At 71.2% G+C, this 17,733-nt stretch carries 17 protein-coding genes; 6 read left to right on the top strand and 11 right to left on the bottom strand.

Annotation, left to right across the window (positions count from 1 at the left end; translation table 11 throughout):
* Positions 1 to 4: 4 nt before the first annotated feature.
* From G537_RS38120 to deoC, 3 genes are all read right to left on the bottom strand, one after another.
* Positions 5 to 733 carry a 4'-phosphopantetheinyl transferase family protein gene (locus G537_RS38120; protein ID WP_051248439.1) on the bottom strand — a complete coding sequence of 243 codons (729 nt, stop codon included), beginning with the start codon at positions 731 to 733 and terminating at the stop codon, positions 5 to 7.
* A gap of 208 nt (positions 734 to 941) precedes the next feature.
* Positions 942 to 3,335: an aldehyde dehydrogenase family protein gene (locus G537_RS0115135; protein ID WP_026870841.1), complete on the bottom strand. Its 2,394-nt coding sequence runs from the start codon at positions 3,333 to 3,335 to the stop codon at positions 942 to 944.
* Positions 3,336 to 3,346: 11 nt separating this feature from the next.
* A complete protein-coding gene (gene deoC / locus G537_RS0115130) occupies positions 3,347 to 4,357 on the bottom strand; it encodes a deoxyribose-phosphate aldolase (protein WP_081688823.1) in 1,011 nt (336 codons plus the stop codon).
* A gap of 104 nt (positions 4,358 to 4,461) precedes the next feature.
* Between deoC and G537_RS0115125 the strand changes: the two genes are divergently transcribed.
* Together G537_RS0115125 and G537_RS0115120 are read left to right on the top strand one after the other, a co-directional pair.
* Positions 4,462 to 4,872: a GFA family protein gene (locus G537_RS0115125; protein ID WP_026870839.1), complete on the top strand. Its 411-nt coding sequence runs from the start codon at positions 4,462 to 4,464 to the stop codon at positions 4,870 to 4,872.
* A 25-nt stretch (positions 4,873 to 4,897) separates the two neighbouring features.
* Positions 4,898 to 5,563 carry a DNA alkylation repair protein gene (locus tag G537_RS0115120; protein WP_051248438.1) on the top strand — a complete coding sequence of 222 codons (666 nt, stop codon included), beginning with the start codon at positions 4,898 to 4,900 and terminating at the stop codon, positions 5,561 to 5,563.
* Positions 5,564 to 5,572: 9 nt separating this feature from the next.
* Here G537_RS0115120 and G537_RS0115115 read toward each other — a convergent pair whose 3' ends face one another.
* Positions 5,573 to 6,460, bottom strand: coding sequence for an NmrA family NAD(P)-binding protein (locus G537_RS0115115; protein WP_026870837.1), 888 nt, complete (start codon positions 6,458 to 6,460; stop codon positions 5,573 to 5,575).
* A gap of 114 nt (positions 6,461 to 6,574) precedes the next feature.
* A complete protein-coding gene (locus G537_RS0115110) occupies positions 6,575 to 7,435 on the bottom strand; it encodes a helix-turn-helix transcriptional regulator (protein ID WP_064742142.1) in 861 nt (286 codons plus the stop codon).
* 237 nt (positions 7,436 to 7,672) lie between these two features.
* Between G537_RS0115110 and G537_RS0115105 the strand changes: the two genes are divergently transcribed.
* Positions 7,673 to 8,317, top strand: a complete 645-nt coding sequence (locus G537_RS0115105) for a TerC family protein (RefSeq protein WP_026870835.1) — start codon at positions 7,673 to 7,675, stop codon at positions 8,315 to 8,317.
* Positions 8,318 to 8,378: 61 nt separating this feature from the next.
* Here G537_RS0115105 and G537_RS38115 read toward each other — a convergent pair whose 3' ends face one another.
* The 5 genes from G537_RS38115 to puuE form a co-directional block, all read right to left on the bottom strand.
* Entirely contained in the window at positions 8,379 to 8,765 is a 387-nt protein-coding gene (locus G537_RS38115; protein ID WP_064742141.1) for an endonuclease domain-containing protein, read from the bottom strand.
* A gap of 76 nt (positions 8,766 to 8,841) precedes the next feature.
* A complete protein-coding gene (locus tag G537_RS0115095) occupies positions 8,842 to 10,074 on the bottom strand; it encodes an ArgE/DapE family deacylase (RefSeq protein WP_026870834.1) in 1,233 nt (410 codons plus the stop codon).
* A gap of 16 nt (positions 10,075 to 10,090) precedes the next feature.
* The gene (locus tag G537_RS0115090) at positions 10,091 to 11,326 is read right to left on the bottom strand and encodes an allantoate amidohydrolase (protein ID WP_026870833.1); all 1,236 of its coding nucleotides are present in this window, start codon (positions 11,324 to 11,326) and stop codon (positions 10,091 to 10,093) included.
* Positions 11,327 to 11,343: 17 nt separating this feature from the next.
* A complete protein-coding gene (gene uraD / locus G537_RS0115085) occupies positions 11,344 to 11,856 on the bottom strand; it encodes a 2-oxo-4-hydroxy-4-carboxy-5-ureidoimidazoline decarboxylase (protein WP_026870832.1) in 513 nt (170 codons plus the stop codon).
* On the bottom strand, positions 11,853 to 12,770 hold the full coding sequence (puuE, locus tag G537_RS0115080) for an allantoinase PuuE (RefSeq protein ID WP_026870831.1): 918 nt from the start codon (positions 12,768 to 12,770) through the stop codon (positions 11,853 to 11,855). The genes uraD and puuE overlap by 4 nt, the downstream gene beginning before the upstream one ends.
* Before the next feature lie 242 nt (positions 12,771 to 13,012).
* Between puuE and uraH the strand changes: the two genes are divergently transcribed.
* The 3 genes from uraH to xdhB are packed head-to-tail and all read left to right on the top strand — an operon-like array spanning position 13,013 to position 17,211.
* On the top strand, positions 13,013 to 13,378 hold the full coding sequence (gene uraH / locus G537_RS0115075) for a hydroxyisourate hydrolase (protein ID WP_034851825.1): 366 nt from the start codon (positions 13,013 to 13,015) through the stop codon (positions 13,376 to 13,378).
* Between the two features lie 7 nt (positions 13,379 to 13,385).
* Positions 13,386 to 14,858, top strand: a complete 1,473-nt coding sequence (gene xdhA, locus G537_RS0115070; protein WP_026870829.1) for a xanthine dehydrogenase small subunit — start codon at positions 13,386 to 13,388, stop codon at positions 14,856 to 14,858.
* On the top strand, positions 14,851 to 17,211 hold the full coding sequence (xdhB, locus tag G537_RS0115065; RefSeq protein WP_026870828.1) for a xanthine dehydrogenase molybdopterin binding subunit: 2,361 nt from the start codon (positions 14,851 to 14,853) through the stop codon (positions 17,209 to 17,211). Before xdhA ends, xdhB begins: the two co-directional genes overlap by 8 nt.
* Before the next feature lie 95 nt (positions 17,212 to 17,306).
* Here the strand turns inward: xdhB and G537_RS0115060 are convergent, their stop codons facing one another.
* A complete protein-coding gene (locus G537_RS0115060; protein WP_026870827.1) occupies positions 17,307 to 17,648 on the bottom strand; it encodes an endonuclease domain-containing protein in 342 nt (113 codons plus the stop codon).
* Positions 17,649 to 17,733: the final 85 nt, after the last annotated feature.

Here is a 17,733-nt window from a genome sequence, read left to right as displayed (position 1 = left end):
TCGGCTACAGCCCCCACAGCCCCGGCTCGAACCGCCAGGCGGCGATGCCGATTCCATCGGTCGGGACGGCGACGGCCGCCGCCGCACCCTCGAGCGGCGGCAGGTCGTGCAGATGCCAGTCGGCGCCGGCGAGGTCCGGCGGCAGCACAGGACGGCTGGTCCGCTCGGCCGGGTCGGCGCTGACGGTGAAGCCGGTGAAGTCGAAGGAGAAGCCGCGGCCGATGCCCTTGGACAGCGCTTCCTTGCGGGTCCAGATCGCGTAGAAGGCCGCGGTCAGCGCCTCGCCGGCCAGGCCGGCGAGGGCCGCCCGCTCCGCCGCCGAGTAGGCGATGCCGGCGACCTCGAGCGGCGGCGGCTGCGACACGGCCTCGACATCGACGCCGACCTCGATGCCGCGGGCCAGCGCCACCACGGCCCAGGGGCCGCTGTGCGAGAGATTGAAGCGCAGGTCGCCCTCCGCCAGCTCGGGCTTGCCCCAGGCGTTCTGGCCGAAGCGCAGCGTCTGCGCCGGCCTGCCGAGGGCGCGGCCGAGCAGCAGCCGCAGCGCCGCATGGGCGGCGACGTAGCGGGCCCGCAGCAGGTCGGTCCGGAACCGGTCGGCGCGCGCCCGCTCCTCCGCCGACAGCAGGACGAGCCCAGCCTGCGGGTCACGCTCGGTCCGAACGCGCCAGACATGGACCTCACCCGGCAGGAGGTCGGGAAAGCCCGACGGCATCGCCCAGATGTCGGACATCGCCCCTCCTTGCGCACCCCTCGCTGTTATACCAGTGGCCTTTGGGATCGGCTCTTCGGTTCTTCTCCGTCATGGCGAGGCGCGCAGCGCCGTGGCCATCCAAGAGCCGGTGCGAGCGGCCCTGGATGGCCACGCCCCTTCGGGGCTCGCCATGACGGGTTGATGTTTCAGGCCGCTGACATCCTGCCCCGCACGAGCGGACGCCGCCTCATTCCCCGTAAGGCAGCCAGATGTTCTTCACCTGGGTGGCGCGGCGCAGGTATTCCCGCCCCTGCCCTTCGGTGTCGGACAGCCAGTCGCGGCGGCGGCCCTGGTTGGTCCAGGTGGCCTTGAGATTGCCGGCGCTGGCCTTCTCCACCGCCGCCCCGCCTTCGGCCGGGCCGACATACCAGAGGGCGGCGACGTCGTCGTGCTCGGCCAGGGTCTTGGCCAGAACATCGCGCTCGCCGGTGACGATGTTGACCACGCCGCCCGGCACGTCGGAGGTGTCGAGCACCTGGTAGAGATCGGTCGCCGCCAGCGGGTGGCGCGGCGACGGCACCGCGACCACGCGGTTGCCCATGGCGATCGCCGGCACCACCAGCGAGACGAAGCCGAGCAGCGGCGCCTCGTCCGGGCAGAGGATGCCCATCACGCCCCAGGGCTCGTTCATCGCCAGCGTCACCTGGCGGGCGCGGGCATCGTGCACCTGGCCGTCGTACTTGTCGGCGAAGCCGGCGTAGAAGAAGATCCGCCGCACCGCGGCTTCGACCTCGGCCGCCGCGGCCTTGGCCGAGGCGCCGGTCATGGCGGCGATCCGGCGGGCGAACTCCTCGGACCGGGCGGCCAGGTTCTCGGCCAGGTAATACAGCACCTGGGCGCGGTTGTGCCCGGCCAGGGCGCCCCAGCCAGAGGCCTTGTGCGCGGCCTCGACCGCGTTGCGGATGTCCTTGCGGTTGCCGAGGCCCACCTGGCCCAGCGCCCGCCCCTTCGGATCGGTGACGGTGTAGCTGTAGCCGCCATCCGGCCGGGCCTGCTTGCCGCCGACATAGAGCTTGGCGGTGCGGTCGATCGAGGGCAGGTCGTGGTCACCGCCCAGCGGCACCGCCGCCAGCGGCGCCGCGGCCACGGGCTTCAGCGCCGGCGCGTCCTTCTCCCAGCCCGGCACGAGGTATTCGAACATGCCTTCGCGGCCGCCCTCGCGGCCGAAGCCGCTCTCGCGATAGCCGCCGAAGCCGACCGCGGCGTCGAAGCTGTTGGCGCAGTTGATCCAGACCACGCCGGCCTTCAGCCGCGCCGCGACGTGCAGCGCCTGGTTCACTGTCTCCGACCACACCGAGGCGGCGAGGCCGTAGCGGGAGTTGTTGGCCAGGGCCACCGCCTCGTCCGGGGTGCGGAAGGTCGAAGCCGACAGCACCGGGCCGAAGATCTCCTCCTGCGCGATGGTCGAGGCCGGCTCGGCCTCCGTGAACAAGGTCGGCGGGAAGTAGAGGCCGCCCTTGGGCAGCGTCGCCGAATCCTGCCAGCAGGCGGCACCCTCCTTCTTGCCCAGTTCGACGTAATGCCTGATCCGGTCGAGCTGCACCTGGGCCACGATCGGGCCCATGTCGGTCGACTTGTCGAGCGGGTCGCCGACCCGGAGCGTCGCCATCCGGCGCTTCAGCTTGTCGTACATCCGGTCGGCCACGCTCTCCTGCACCAGCAGGCGCGAGCCGGCGCAGCAGACCTGGCCCTGGTTGAACCAGATCGAATCCACCACGCCCTCGACCGCGGCGTCGAGGTCGGCGTCGTCGAAGACGATGAAGGGCGACTTGCCGCCCAGCTCCAGCGACAGCTTCTTGCCGCTGCCGGCGGTCGCCTCGCGGATCTTCCGCCCGACCTCGGTCGAGCCGGTGAAGGCGATCTTGTCGACATCGGCATGCTCGACGATCAGGGCGCCGGTGGCGCCGTCGCCGGTGACGATGTTCAGGACCCCCGGCGGCAGCCCGGCCTCCTGCGCGATCTCGGCGAAGAGCAGCGCGGTCAGCGGCGTGAACTCGGCCGGCTTCAGCACCACCGTATTCCCGGCCGCCAGCGCCGGCGCCACCTTCCAGGCCAGCATCAGCAGCGGGAAGTTCCACGGGATGATCTGGCCGCAGACCCCGACCGGGCGATAGCCGGGGAACTCGGTCTCGACCAGAGAGGCCCAGCCGGCGTGGTGGTAGAAGTGCCGGGCGACCAGCGGGATGTCGATGTCGCGGCTCTCGCGGATCGGCTTGCCGTTGTCCATGGTCTCGACCACGGAGAGCAGCCGCTCGCGGCGCTGGACGTGGCGGGCCAGGGCGTAGAGGTGGCGGGCGCGCTCATGGCCCGGCAGCGCCGCCCAGCCCTTCTGCGCCCGGCGCGCGGCCTTGACCGCGGCGTCGATATCCTTCGCGGTGCCCTGCGCCACCTGCGCCAGCGGCTTGCCGGTGGCCGGGTTCAGCACCTCGAAGCGGCCGCCCTCGGCCGGGGCGACGAACTTTCCGTCGATGAAATGGCCGAAGCCCGCCTCGTGCCGCGCCAGCCAGTCGCGGGCGATGCCGCTGTCCTCGGGCGCCGGGCCGTACTCCATGGTGTCGAGAATCTCCGCGATCCGGGGCATGGTCGGGCTCCTCAGGCGGCGGCGTGGCGGAAGCCGGCCGAATAGCGGCCGGTGACGAAATGCTCGATCTGGCGCTCGACATCGGCGAGCAGCGAGGAGGCGCCGATGCGGAACAGCTCCGGCTCCAGCCAAGGCCGGCCCAGCTCCTCCTTCATCAGGATCAGCCAGGCGATCGCGTCCTTGGCGGTGCGCAGCCCCCCGGCCGGCTTGAAGCCGACCCGCTCGCCGGTGCGGGCCTGGTAGTCGCGGATGGCGCGGACCATCACCAGGCTGACCGGCAGGGTGGCGTTGACATCCTCCTTGCCGGTCGAGGTCTTGATGAAGTCGGCGCCGGCCATCATGCAGACCAGGCTGGCGGCCTCGACATTGCGCAGGGTCCTGAGGTCGCCGGTGGCCAGGATGGTCTTCAGATGCGCGTCGCCGCAGGCTTCGCGCATCGCCCGGACCTCGTCATAGAGGGCGGACCATTCGCGGTTCAGCACCTGGGCGCGGTGGATGACGATGTCGATCTCGGCCGCTCCCTCCTCCACCGCATAGCGGATCTCGGCCAGGCGCTGCGGCAGCGGCGTCAGCCCCGCCGGGAAGCCGGTGGCGACCGAGGCGACCGGGATGCCGCTGCCGGCCAGCGCCTTCACCGCGGCGCCGACCATGGTCGGGTAGACGCAGACGGCGCCGACGGTCGGCGGCCGGTCGGTGAGGCCCAGCGCCTCGACCAGGTCGTCGCGCAGCGGGTGGCGGGCCTTGGCGCAGAGGCGCTGCACCCGGCCCGGCGTGTCGTCGCCGGCGAGCGTGGTCAGGTCCATGCAGGTGATCGCCTTCACCAGCCAGGCGGCCTGGTATTCCTTCTTCACCGTGCGCCGGGTGGTCAGGGTCGCGGCCCGGCGCTCGGCGGCGCTGAGATTGACCCGCGCGGCCTCGACCCAGTCCAGCTCCAGCGCCATGCCCGGGTTGCGGTGGGTGTTGGCGGCCGGCATGATGCGGGCCACGGCCTCACCGGTGCCGTCTCGACGATGGTCGGGCATGGACGTCTCCCTTGAAATCTGCGGGAACAGAGCGCCGCCGGCACCGGGCTGTCAAGGCGCAGCGCGGAGCGATACGCTGGCCGAAACAATGTCGGAGGGAACCCATGACCGAGAGCGCGCGCATGCTGACCGGCCGATGCTATTGCGGCGCCGTCCACTACGAGGTGGCGGACCAGTTCCTCTATGCCGCCAACTGCCACTGCTCGAACTGCCGGCGGACGACGGGGTCGGCGTTCAAGCCCTTCGCCGGGATCGAGCGCGCCAAGCTGGCGGTGACGCAAGGCCATGACGCGCTGATGATCTATGGCGAGGAGGATCTCAACAATACGCATTGCCGGGTCTGCGGGTCGCTGCTGTTCTCGGTCGTCCGCGACGGCGCCTATGTCCATGTCGCCATGGGCACGCTGGTCGACGACCCGACCATCCGGCCGACCGAGCACATCTTCGTCGGCTCCAAGGCGCCCTGGTACACCATTACCGACGACCTGCCGCAATATGAGGAGTTCCCGGGCTAGCCTTTGCACTCAGATGGAGGACTGCATGTCCGCGGCGACCGACGTCATGGCCGAACTGGCCGCGCTGGAAGACCCGAAGCTCCGGGCAGCCAATGCAGAACGCGGCGACGATCACGGCGTCAATCTGTCTGCTCTGCGCGCGGTCGCCAAGCGCCTGAAAGCCCGGCATGAGCTGGCGAGAGAGCTCTGGGCCACCGGCGACACGGCCGCACGGCTGCTGGCGACCCTGATCGCCAAGCCGGAAGCCTTCTCCGCCGACGAGCTCGACGCGATGATCCGCGACATTCGCGCGCCGAAGCTCCTGGACTGGTTCGTCACCAACATCGTCAAGCCCGGGAGGCACGCCGAAGAGCTGCGTCTGCGCTGGAAGGACGATACGGATCTGGTCGGACGGGCCGGCTGGAGCCTGACGACCGATCGCGTGGTCAAGGATGCGGCCGGGCTGGACCTGGACGGCCTGCCGGACCAGATCGAGAGGGAGATGAGGGATGCGCCCGCACCCAAGCAGTGGTCGATGAACCACTGCCTTGCCGAAATCGGCATCCGTCACCCCACGCACCGCGCCCGCGCCATCGGCATCGGCGAAAAGCTCCAGGTCCTCATCGACTATCCGGCGTCGCCGGGCTGCACGCCGCCCTATGCTCCCGTCTGGATCGCCGAGATGGTGCGCCGCCAGGAGACGTCGGCTTAGGGCGCAGACTCACGACGCTTGCTGAGTTGCACCGGCCGCCTGGCGCACCAGGGCCGCCAGCACCTCGGCCAGGGGCGTGGCGCCCCGGCGGACCTCGCCGCCCTCGGCCTCGATCCGCCCGGCATTGTGGGCGTCGTAGAGGTCGGTGATCAGCCGGACATAGCCCTCGCCCAGCCCGCCGGCCGACAGCGCCTGGTCCCACTGGCCGCGCGGCAGGGCCACCGCCTGGACCGGCCGGCCGAGCGGCGCAGCCAGCGCCGCGGCCACGTCCAGCGCGGTGTAGCGCTGCGGGCCTTCGGCATGGAGGATGCGCGGCGGCGCCTCGGCCGCGTCCAGGAGATCGGCCGCGATCAGCCCGACATCGGGGGCGGAGACGGTGGGGAAGCGCTTGTCCAGCGGGTGGTGCAGGCTGGCCAGGACGCCGGTGGCCATGACGGCGCGCAGCGACCGGGCCCAGTTCTCCATATGCTCGGCCGAGCGCAGGAAGGCGATGCCCGGCAGGCCGCCGAGCCGCTGCTCCAGGTGGTGGAACAGCAGCGTGATGCCGGTGCCGGCCGCATGCTGGGCGCCGTAGTCGGAGATCGCGACGGTGCGCGGCGGCCGCGCCGCCTCCAGCGACCGGGCCAGGCTGCCGACCAGGCCGCGGACCTCGGCCGCGGCGTCGCCGCGCGACGGGGGCAGCGGCACGATCGCCAGCACGCCCTCGGCGCCGCGCAGCGCCGCCGTCAGCGCCGGCGCGTCGGCGATGTCGGCGACGGCGACCTCACAGCCGGCCTCGGCCAGCGCGCCGGCCCGGCCGGGGTCGCGGACCACGGCCCGCACCGCCCTGCCCCGCCGCCGCAGCTCCCGCGCCGCGGCCCCGCCGACCCGGCCCGTGGCCCCGATGATGGCGAACATGATCTCTCTCCCGCTGCGCCCCGGATCGGAGCCAAGACGGGAGGAGCCTGCCGTGCCGGCGCCCGGCGGGTCGCGCCGGAACGGACGGGCGGGAGCAGGTTCGGACGGCGGCGTTCAGCCCCGCTCGCGCCGCAGCGCGCCGGGGGTGATGCCGAGGACCCGGCGCATCGCCCGGGCCATGTGGCTCTGATGCGCGAAGCCGGCGTCGAGCGCCACCTGGGCCATCGGCAGGCTTCCGTCCAGCAGCAGCGCCCGTGCCCGCTCGACCCGGCGGCGGATCACGAACTGGTGCGGCGCCAGCCCGGTCGAGGCCTTGAACAGCGGCTTGAAATGCGACGGGCTGAGCCCGGCGGCGGCCGCCAGCTCGGCCAGGGCCAGGCGCTGGTCCAGCCGCGACTCGATCAGCTCCAGCACCCGGGCCAGCTGCCGCCGCGACAGCGCCTGGCCCGCCGCGGCCGCCGGCACCGGCGCCGCGTAGCGCCGCAGCAGATGGGCCGCCAGCGCCAGGCCGATGCTGTCGGCATAGAGCGGATCCGATTCCGCCCCCGCCTCCAGCTCGGCCTTCAGGGCCCAGCCGAGATGCTCGATCCGTGGGTCGCGCAGCTGCAGCCGCGGCGCGATCTCCAGCCGGCCGGAGGCCAGCCCCAGCCCCTCCGCCGCGCTGCGCATCAGTGCTGGGGCCAGGCGCAGCAGCAGGAAGCGGGCCGGCCCCTCATCCTCCCAGGCGCCCGACGCGCCGGCCGGCAGCAGGTCGATGTCGCCCTCGCGCTGCAGCCGGTCCTGCACCAGCCCCTCGGCCCGGCAATGGGCCATGACCGGCGGCCCGACATGCAGGCTGAGCCGCAGGTCGGCCGAGGGCACGGCCTCGACCGCATGGCCGGTGGCGGCGAACAGCCCGGCGGCGAAGCCGGACCATTGCCCGGCCTTCTCCGGCACGATCGCGCCGGACCGGATCACCGGTTCATGTGTATCCATTTCGCCACACCTCCGGGCCGACCTGCGGCGTCCGCGCCGCAGTCTACGACCCGGCGCTTGAGCCGGCGAGGCCTCCCCGCTATATGGGCGGCGACCAGGCCGGGCCCCTCTGGCAGATCCTCCGGGATCTGCGATGTCGGACTGGAGACTCCATCGAGTGGCCCGCCTGCCGACCCTGACACGCTCCCCCGGGATGGCATGCAGGCCGCTCCTCGCGACGAAGAGGACGGTTTTCGCATGGAACATCTGCTGACAGGCGAAGCGCTGGCGGCCCTGGCCCAGGTCATCATGATCGACCTGGTTCTGGCCGGCGACAACGCCATCGTCATCGGCCTGGCCGCGGCCGGGCTGCCCAAGGAACAGCGCGGCAAGGCGATCCTGATCGGCATCGGCGCCGCCACGCTGCTGCGCATCGGCTTCGCCCTGATCACGACGCAGCTGCTGGCCATCGTCGGCCTGTTGCTGGCCGGCGGCGTGCTGCTGCTGTGGGTGTGCTGGAAGATGTGGCGCGAGCTGCGCCATACCGCCAAGGAGGAGCACCAGGCCGAGGAGGCGCTGGAAGGTCACGAGGTGAACGGCAACGGCGCGCCGCGCAAGACCTTCGCCCAGGCCGCCTGGCAGATCGTGATCGCCGACGTGTCGATGTCGCTCGACAACGTGCTGGCCGTGGCCGGTGCTGCGCGCGAGCACCCGGTGATCCTGATCTTCGGCCTGGCGCTGTCGATCGCGCTGATGGGCTTCGCCGCCTCCTTCATCGCCAAGCTGCTGAACCGCCACCGCTGGATCGCCTATGTCGGCCTGGCCGTGATCCTCTACGTGTCGATCGACATGATCTGGCGCGGCGCGTTGGAGGTGTGGCCGCACCTGCAGGGCGCGATGTAAGGACGGTTACTTTAAAGCCAAGCTTGCCTCTGAACTCTCCCCCTCCCCTCGCGGGAGGGGGTTAGGGGGAGGGGGTGCCGCCGACCGAGCCGGCATCACTCCAGTTTGCAATAATCTCTTCACCCGGCAATGCCGCGGCGATGGCATCGACAACGTCCGGCAGATGGTATCTGACCTGATCGCTGGTGAAGCGCAGCACGCGGAATCCCTGGCCCTCAAGCCACTGCGTGCGGCGTTCATCCGCATCCACGGTCAGGTCGTGTGACGGTCCGTCGACCTCGATGACCAGACGGGCCGCGAGCCAGACGAAATCGACGATAAAGGCTCCGAGCGGATATTGCCGTCGGAAGCGAAGGCCACCGACGCGCTTGCTGCGGAGCTGACGCCACAGCAGACGCTCGGCCTCGGTCTGATTTTGGCGGAGTGCGCGGACGCGAGGATCAATCACCAGATCGATACCCTTCCGGCTGCGACAGCCCCCTCCCCCTGCCCCCTCCCGCAGGGGGAGGGGGAGAGTTGATGTGTTACTCCGCCAGCACGTCCCGGACCGCCAGCGCGACGATCTCGGTCGCCTTGTAGAGGTCGTCCAGCTTCAGCCGCTCGTCGGCGCGGTGGGCGTTGGCGTCCTCGATGGTGCGGGGGCCGGCGCCGTAGAGGGCGATCGGCACCCCGGCGGCGGCATAGTGCCGGGCGTCGGTGTAGAGCGGCACGCCCTTGACCGGGATCTCCTCGCCCAGCACCGGCGCGGCGCGGCGGCGGATCGCCTCGGCCAGCCGGTCGGTGCCCGGCAGCGGCGACAGCGGCTCGGCCAGCAGGATGCGGCGAACCGTGACGGTCGCCTTCGGGAAGGCCTTGGCCGCGTCCTCGATCACGCCGCGCAGCTCCGCCTCCACCGCCGCGCCGTTCTCCTCCGGGATCAGGCGGCGGTCGAGGCGGAAGGCCACCCGGTCGGGCACGACGTTGGTGTTGATGCCGCCCTCGATCAGCCCGACCGTGAGCTGCGGCGAGCCGATGCCGGTCACCTTCGACACCGTGGTCGGATACAGGCGCCGGTGCTCGTACAACCGCGCCAGGATCGGCGTCGCCGCCTCCAGCGCATCGATGCCGGTCGAAGGCAGCGCGGCATGGGCCGACTTGCCGCGCACTTCGACCTCGAGATGCAGGCAGCCATTATGCGCCGTCACCACCGCATAGCTGAAGGCGGCAGCGATGGCGAAGTCCGGCTTCGACAGCCCCTGCTCCAGGATCAGCTTCGGCCCGATCTCGCCGCCCGATTCCTCGTCATAGGTCACGTGCAGCTCGACCATGCCGCGGGTCAGCTGCCCCGCCAGTTCCAGCGCCTTCAGGGCGAAGGCGTAGGTGGCGATGTCGGATTTCGAGACGGCGGCGCCGCGGCCGTACATCCAGCCGTCGACCACCTCGGCACCGTAGGGATCGTGGGTCCAGCCCTCGCCCGGCGCGACCACGTCGCCATGCGCGTTCAGCGCGATCACCGGCCCGTCGCCGAAGCGGCGGCGGACGATCAGGTTGCTGGCGCTGATCATGCCATGCGCCTTCGCCAGCTCCGCCGGCACCGGATGGACCTCGACCTCGAAGCCCAGCTCGCGCAGCAGCTCCGTCGTCCGCCTGGCATGCGGCTCGCAGTCGCCCGGCGGGTTGTCGGACGGGACCTTGACCAGCTCCGCCAGGAACCGGGCCTGCTGCTCGCGCGCGCCGTGGAGCCAGGCGCGGATGGCGGTGTCGATGCTGTCGGTCATCAGGAGAGCTTTCGTCTTAGGCAGGGTCGTACTGGCGGAGGAGGTCGAGCAGGACGCGGACGGCGAGGTCCGCATCCTCCACGGTGATGGATTCGGCCGGGTTGTGGCTGATGCCGCCGCGGCAGCGCAGGAACAGCATGCCGACCGGGGTCAGCGCCGCCATCGCCATGGCGTCGTGGCCGGCGCCGCTGGGCAGCCGCCGCGCCGGCAGGCCGTGGCGGCGGATTGCGGTCTCCAGCTTCTCCATCAGCGCCGGGTCGCAGCGCACGGCGCCGCCATCGTGGTAGCGGTCGAGCGTCAGCTCGACGCCGCGGCCGCGGGCGATGCCCTCCAGCGCCGCGGTCAACTCGGCCATCGCGGCCAGCCGGTCGGCGTCGTCCGGCGCGCGGATGTCGATGGTGAAGCGCACCGCGCCGGGGATGACGTTGACCGCGCCGGGCTGCACGTCGAGCTGCCCGACGGTCGCCACCACGTCGCGCCGCGTCTGGGCGCAACGCTCGACCGCCAGGATCATCGAGGCGGCGGCGGCCAGCGCGTCGCGGCGCAGGTCCATCGGCACGGTGCCGGCGTGGCCGGCCATGCCGCGGACCACGGCGTTGTAGCGGGCGGCGCCGTTGATCGCGGTGACCACGCCGAGCGGCAGGCCCTCGGCCTCCAGCACCGGCCCCTGCTCGATATGCAGCTCGACATAGCCCAGCACGTCCTCGCGCCGCCGGGCTTCGGCCTGCAGCCGGTCCGGGTCGCCGCCGAAGCCGCGCAGCAGGTCGCCCAGGCGCAGCCCGTTGTCGTCCAGCGCGTCGGCCACCGCCGGGTCGACGGTGCCGGCGACGGTCTGGCTGCCGGTCAGGGTGACCGGGAAGCGCACGCCCTCCTCGTCGCCGAAGCCCAGCACCTCGACGGCGAAGGGCAGCCGCTCGCCGCGCCGGTGCAGTTCCCCGACCACGGCGATGGCGGCCAGCACGCCGAGATTGCCATCGTATTTCCCGGCGTCGCGCACCGTGTCGATGTGCGAGCCCAGCAGCAGCGCGGGCAGGCCCGGCCGGTCGCCCTCGTAGCGGCCGACGACGTTGCCGGCGGCGTCGATCCGGGCCGCCATGCCGGCCTCGCGCATCCAGGCCAGCACTTGGTCGGCCGCCTGCCGGTGCGCCGGCGACAGGAAGGTGCGGGTCAGCCGGTCCGGCTCCTCGCTGAAGCGGGCCAGGGCATCCAGCCGCTCCATCAGCGCGGGGCCATAGAGATGAGTGTTCTGCATTGGCGCTGGGCCCAAGCTCACGGCAGCAGGTCCTTCAGTCGCAGGAGGGCGATGGTCTCCACCTCGGCCAGGGCGGTGGTGAACTCGACGTCGCGCGGGTTGCCGATGCGGCGCTCGAAGGCGGCCAGGATCTCGGCCCGGCTGCGGCCCTTCACCGCCATGATGAAGGGGAAGCCGAAGCGCTCGACATAGCGGGCGTTGAGCTCCTGGAACCGGGCGAACTCCTCCGGCGTGCAGCGGTCGAGCCCGGCGCTGGCCTGCTCGGCGCTGGAGCTGGCGGTCAGCTCCCCCGCCACGGCCAGCCGGCCGGCCAGGTCGGGATGGGCGCAGAGCACCTGAAGCTGCCGGTCGTGGTCGGCGGCGCGGAACACGGCGCAGAGCGCGGCATGCAGCCCTTCGGCGGTGTCCTGCTCATGGCTCAGCCCGGCCTCCCAGGCAGCCTCGGCGATCCAGGGCGAATGCTCGAACACGCCGCCGAAGCGGACGACGAACAGGTCGCGGTCCATGGTGCTGGGGCGCGGCGAGGTCATGACCCGTCTCCGCCATAGGGATGCTTCTCCCGCCAGTGCCGGGCGATCTCGATGCGGCGGCAGAACCAGACGCCGTCATGCTGCCGGGCGTAGTCCAGGAACCGCTCCAGCGCCATGATCCGGCCCGGCCGGCCGACCAGGCGGCAATGCAGGCCGACCGACATCATCCGCGGCGTCTCCGCCCACTCCTGGTACAGCGCGTCGAAGCTGTCCTTGAGATAGGCGTAGAACTGCTCGCCGGAGTTGAAGCCCTGGACCGCGGCGAAGCGCATGTCGTTGGCGTCCAGGGTGTAGGGCACGATCAGCTGCGGCTTGCCTTCGACCACCTCCCAGTAGGGCAGATCGTCGTCATAGGCGTCGGCGTCGTAGAGGAAGCCGCCGTGCTCGGCCACCAGCCGCCGCGTGTTCGGGCTGGTGCGGCCGGTGTACCAGCCGAGCGGCTTCTGGCCCGACACCTGCTCCAGGATCTCGACGGCCTTGCGGATGTGCTCGCGCTCGGTGTCCTCGCCGACATACTGGTAGTTGATCCAGCGATAGCCGTGGCTGGCGATCTCGTGCCCGGCCTCGACCATGGCGCGGATCACCTGCGGGTTGCGCTCCGCCGCCATGGCGACGGCGTAGATGGTCAGCGGGATCTGCTTGCGCTCGAACAGCCGGAGGATCCGCCAGACGCCGACCCGGGCGCCGTAGTCGTAGAGGGATTCCATCGAGATGTGGCGCACGCCCGGCAGCGGCTGGGCGTTGACGATCTCGGACAGGAAGCTCTCGGAGGCCGCGTCGCCGTGCAGGATCGAGTTCTCGCCGCCCTCCTCGTAGTTGAGGACGAACTGCAGCGCCAGCCGCGCCCCGCCCGGCCAGTCGGCCTTCGGCGGGTTCGGGCCGTAGCCGACGAGATTTCTCGGATAGACGGACACCGGCCCTTGCCTCCCTCTCGCACGCGTGATCCCGGATAGAGGATACCGGCCCCGCCGGCATCCACTTTTGCGATTGCGTTGAAAGTCTTTCCGCCGAACAGCCGTTGAGCATCGCGGGTCCCGGCGTGAAACATGACGCAAACAACAAGCGCGCCACAGCCGAAACAGGGCGATAATGCCCGGAGGCGCGCCGGACCGCCAGGGACCGGCGGCAGACACGGAGAGGCAGGATGGCCACAGACATGGCATCCCACCGGGGGCGACTGACCACCCATGTGCTCGACACCGCACATGGCCGGCCGGGCATGGGCATCGGGGTGGCGCTCTACCGCCTCGACGGCGACCACCGCACGCTGCTGACCGAGACCCGCACCAATGCCGATGGCCGCTGCGAGGCGCCGCTGCTGGCCGGCGACGACTTCCGCGCCGGCACCTATGAGCTGGTCTTCGCCGTCGGCGCCTATTTCCGCACCGCCGGGGTGGCCCCCGCCGACCCGCCCTTCCTGGACCAGGTGCCGATCCGCTTCGGCATCGCCCATGCCGACCAGCACTACCACGTGCCGCTGCTGATCTCGCCCTGGTCCTATTCCACCTATCGCGGCAGTTGAGGCCATCATGCGGGACACCGTCCGTTTCCTCTTCGGCGACGAGCTGCGCGAGATCCGCACGGTCGACCCGACCCTGACGGTCCTGGACTGGCTGCGGATCCAGGAGCGCAGGACCGGCACCAAGGAGGGCTGCGCCGAGGGCGATTGCGGTGCCTGCACCGTCGTGGTCGGCCGGCGCGACGGCGACCGCATGCGCTACGAGCCGGTCAATGCCTGCATCCGCTTCCTGGCGACGCTGGACGGCTGCCAGCTGCTGACGGTCGAGCATCTGAAGGCCGCCGACGGCGCGCTGCACCCGGTGCAGCAGGCCATGGTCGACTGCCACGGCTCGCAATGCGGCTTCTGCACCCCCGGCTTCGTCATGGCGCTGTTCGCGCTCTACCGCAACGACCCGGCGCCGACCGAGGACCGGATCGACGACGCCCTGGCCGGCAATCTGTGCCGCTGCACCGGTTATGCCCCGATCGTCGCCGCCGGGCAGCGCATGTACGAGCTGGGCGCGCCGGAGGCCGACCGCTTCGCCGCGGCGGAGACGGAGACGATGAAGCGGCTCAAGGCGCTGGAGGACGAGGAGACGGTCGCGGTCGGCGACGGCGCCCGCCGCTTCTACGCCCCGGCCACAGCCGACGCGATGGCGGCGCTGCTGCTGGAGCATCCGGACGCCACTATCGTCTCCGGCGCCACCGATGTCGGGCTGTGGGTCACCAAGCAGATGCGGGTGTTGCCGGCCGTCATCTACACCGGCCGGGTGCGCGACCTGCGCGCCATCCGCGAGACCGCGGACGGCTTCGAGATCGGCGCCGCCGTCACCTATGCCGAGGCGATCGGGCCGCTCGGCCGCGCCTATCCCGATCTCGGCGAACTGATCCGCCGCATCGGGGCGGAGCAGGTGCGCGCGGTCGGCACCATCGGCGGCAACATCGCCAACGGCTCGCCGATCGGCGACACGCCGCCGGCCCTGATCGCCGCCGGCGCCACGCTGGTGCTGCGCCGCGGCGAGGAGCGCCGATCGCTGCCGCTGGAGGACTTCTTCATCGCCTACGGCCAGCAGGACCGGCGGCCGGGCGAGTTCGTCGAGAGCATCCTGCTGCCGAGGCTGCGGCCCGGCGACCGCTTCCGCATCTACAAGATCAGCAAGCGCTTCGACCAGGACATCTCCGCCGTCTGCGCCGGCTTCCGGCTGCGGGTCGAGGACGGCAAGGTCGCCGAGATCCGGATCGCCTATGGCGGCATGGCCGGCACCCCGAAGCGCGCGGCCGAGACCGAGGCGGCGCTGCTGGGGCAGCCCTGGACCGAGGACACGGTGCGCGCCGCCCTGCCCGCTTTGGCCCGGGACTTCACGCCGCTGACCGACTGGCGCGCCAGCGCCGGCTACCGTGCCCGGGTGGCCGCCAACCTGCTGCTGAAGCTGCATGCCGAAACCGCCGATCCCGCTGCGGAAACCCGCCTGGTCGGCGAGCGGAGCCTGGCCCATGCCTGACACCACCGTTTCCCTGCAGGCCAACGCCCAGCCGGCGGCCGACCGCATCGACGGCGCGGTGCACGACCCGCGCCGGCACGACAGCGCCCACAAGCATGTCAGCGGCGAGGCCGTCTATATCGACGACATCCCGGAGCCGGCGGGCCTGCTGCATGTCTGCCTGGGGCTGAGCGAGAAGGCCCATGCCCGGATCCGGTCGATCGACCTGGCCCCGGTCCGCGCCGCGCCAGGCGTGGTCCGCGCCTTCAGCGCCGCGGACGTCCCGGGCGAGAACGACATCGGCTGCAGCCATCTGGGCGACGAGCCGCTGTTCGCGACCGAGCTGGTGCAGCATGTCGGCCAGCCGATCTTCGCCGTGGCCGCCGAGACCCGCGACCAGGCCCGCCGCGCCGCCCGCCTGGCCGTGATCGACTATGAGGAGCTGGCGCCGGTGCTGGACTACGAGGCGGCGAAGGCCGCCGGCACGCTGGTGACCAAGCCGATGACGCTGAAGCGTGGCGATGCCGCTTCGGCGATCGCGGCCGCGCCGCGGCGCATCGACGGTCGCATGCGGATCGGCGGGCAGGAGCATTTCTACCTGGAGAGCCAGGCGGCCCTGGCCCTGCCGGGCGAGGATGGCGACGTCACCGTCCACTCATCCACCCAGCACCCGAGCGAGGTGCAGCACATCGTCGCCGGAGTCCTCGGCGTGCCCGACGGGGCGGTGACGGTCGAGGTGCGGCGCATGGGCGGCGGCTTCGGCGGCAAGGAGACCCAGGCCAACCTGTTCGCCGCCGTGGCTGCCCTGGTGGCCAAGGCGACCGGCCGGGCCGCCAAGCTGCGCCCGGACCGCGACGACGACATGATCATCACCGGCAAGCGCCACGATTTCGAGGTCGACTACAGCGTCGGCTTCGACGAGGAGGGCCGGATCGAGGGCGTCGAGATGCTGCTGGCGGCGCGCTGCGGCTGGTCCGCCGACCTGTCCGGGCCGGTCACCGACCGCGCCCTGTTCCACGCCGACAACGCCTACTACTACCCGGCGGTGCAGCTGTCCTCGCTGCCCTTGAAGACCAACACCCAGTCGAACACCGCCTTCCGCGGCTTCGGCGGGCCGCAGGGGCTGGTGGCGGGTGAGCGCCTGATCGAGGAGATCGCCTTCGCCGTTGGCCGCGACCCGCTCGAGATCCGGAAGCTGAACTTCTACGGCACCGAGGACCGCAACGTCACGCCGTACCACCAGACGGTCGAGGACAACATCGTCCATGGGCTGGTGGCGGAGCTGGAGCGCGACAGCGACTACTGGGCCCGGCGCGAGGAGATCCGCGCCTGGAACAAGACCAGCCGCTTCCTCAGGCGCGGCCTGGCGCTGACGCCGGTGAAATTCGGCATCTCCTTCACCCTCACGGCCTACAACCAGGCCGGCGCGCTGGTGCATGTCTACAAGGACGGGTCGATCCATCTGAACCACGGCGGCACCGAGATGGGCCAGGGCCTGTACGTCAAGGTCGCCCAGGTCGTGGCGGAGGAGTTCCAGGTCGATATCGACCGCATCCACATCACCGCCACCACCACCGGTAAGGTGCCGAACACCTCGGCCACCGCCGCCTCCTCCGGCGCCGACCTGAACGGCATGGCGGCGCAGGCCGCGGCCCGCACCATCAAGGACCGGCTGATCGCCTTCGCCGCTGAACGCTGGCAGGTGAAGCCGGACCAGGTCGTGTTCCGCCGCAACGCGGTGCGGATCGGTGACCAGGAGGTGCCGTTCGCGGAGCTGGTGCGCGCCGCCTATTTCGGCCGGGTGCAGCTGTCCGCCGCCGGCTTCTACAAGACGCCGAAGATCCACTGGGACCGCGCCGCCGGCCGCGGCCGTCCCTTCTACTACTTCGCCTACGGCGCCGCGGTCAGCGAGGTCACGGTCGACACCCTGACCGGCGAATACCGGCTGGACCGGGTCGACATCCTGCACGACGCCGGCAATTCCCTGAACCCGGCGATCGACCGCGGCCAGGTCGAGGGCGGCTTCATCCAGGGCGCCGGCTGGCTGACCATGGAGGAGCTGTGGTGGGACGACAAGGGCCGGCTGCGGACCCATGCCCCATCCACCTACAAGATCCCGGTGGCCAGCGACCGGCCGAAGATCTTCAACGTCCGGCTGGCCGACACGCGGAACCATGAGGAGACGATCTACCGTTCCAAGGCGGTGGGCGAGCCGCCGCTGATGCTCGGCGTCTCGGTGCTGCACGCGATTTCCGACGCGGTCGCCAGCGTCGCCGACCACAAGATCTGCCCCCGCCTCGACCCGCCGGCCACGCCGGAGAAGGTGCTGGAGGCGGTGGAGCGCCTGCGGGCGGCTGGAGGAGGGACGGAATGATGCCGCTCTCGCGCGTATCAGCCCTTTTTGGGTCCCCCCTCCCCTTGCGGGAGGGGGGTAGGGGGAGGGGGTTCTCAACGCGAGAGCCGGCCTCTCTAGGCCTTGCTTTCTCCCGCCAGCACCGCCCCGATCGTCTGCACCACGCCCGCCAATTCATGCATGACCTGCTCGTTCGAAAAGCGGACGACGCGGAAACTCTGGTCTTCCAGCCAACGAGTCCTTCGGGCATCGGCATCGACGGTCAACTCGTGCGACGGCCCGTCGACCTCGATCACCAGCCGCGCCGAGAGACAGACAAAATCGACGATGTACGGGCCGAGGCGATACTGGCGCCGGAAGCGAACGCCGCCGACACGCTTGTCGCGCAGTTGATGCCACAGCAGCACTTCGGCGTCGGTCTGGTTCTGCCGCAGGAACTGGACGCGTGCATCGGCCATCGGTGCGTTGCCTCGAAAACCCCCTCCCCCTACCCCCCTCCCGCGAGGGGAGGGGGGACTCAATTGTGCGATGAGCACCTGCGGG

The organism is Inquilinus limosus DSM 16000, from assembly GCF_000423185.1.
Lineage (GTDB): Bacteria > Pseudomonadota > Alphaproteobacteria > DSM-16000 > Inquilinaceae > Inquilinus > Inquilinus limosus.
Note: the sequence above shows the minus strand (reverse complement) of the source record. Positions and strands in the feature narration are given on the sequence as shown.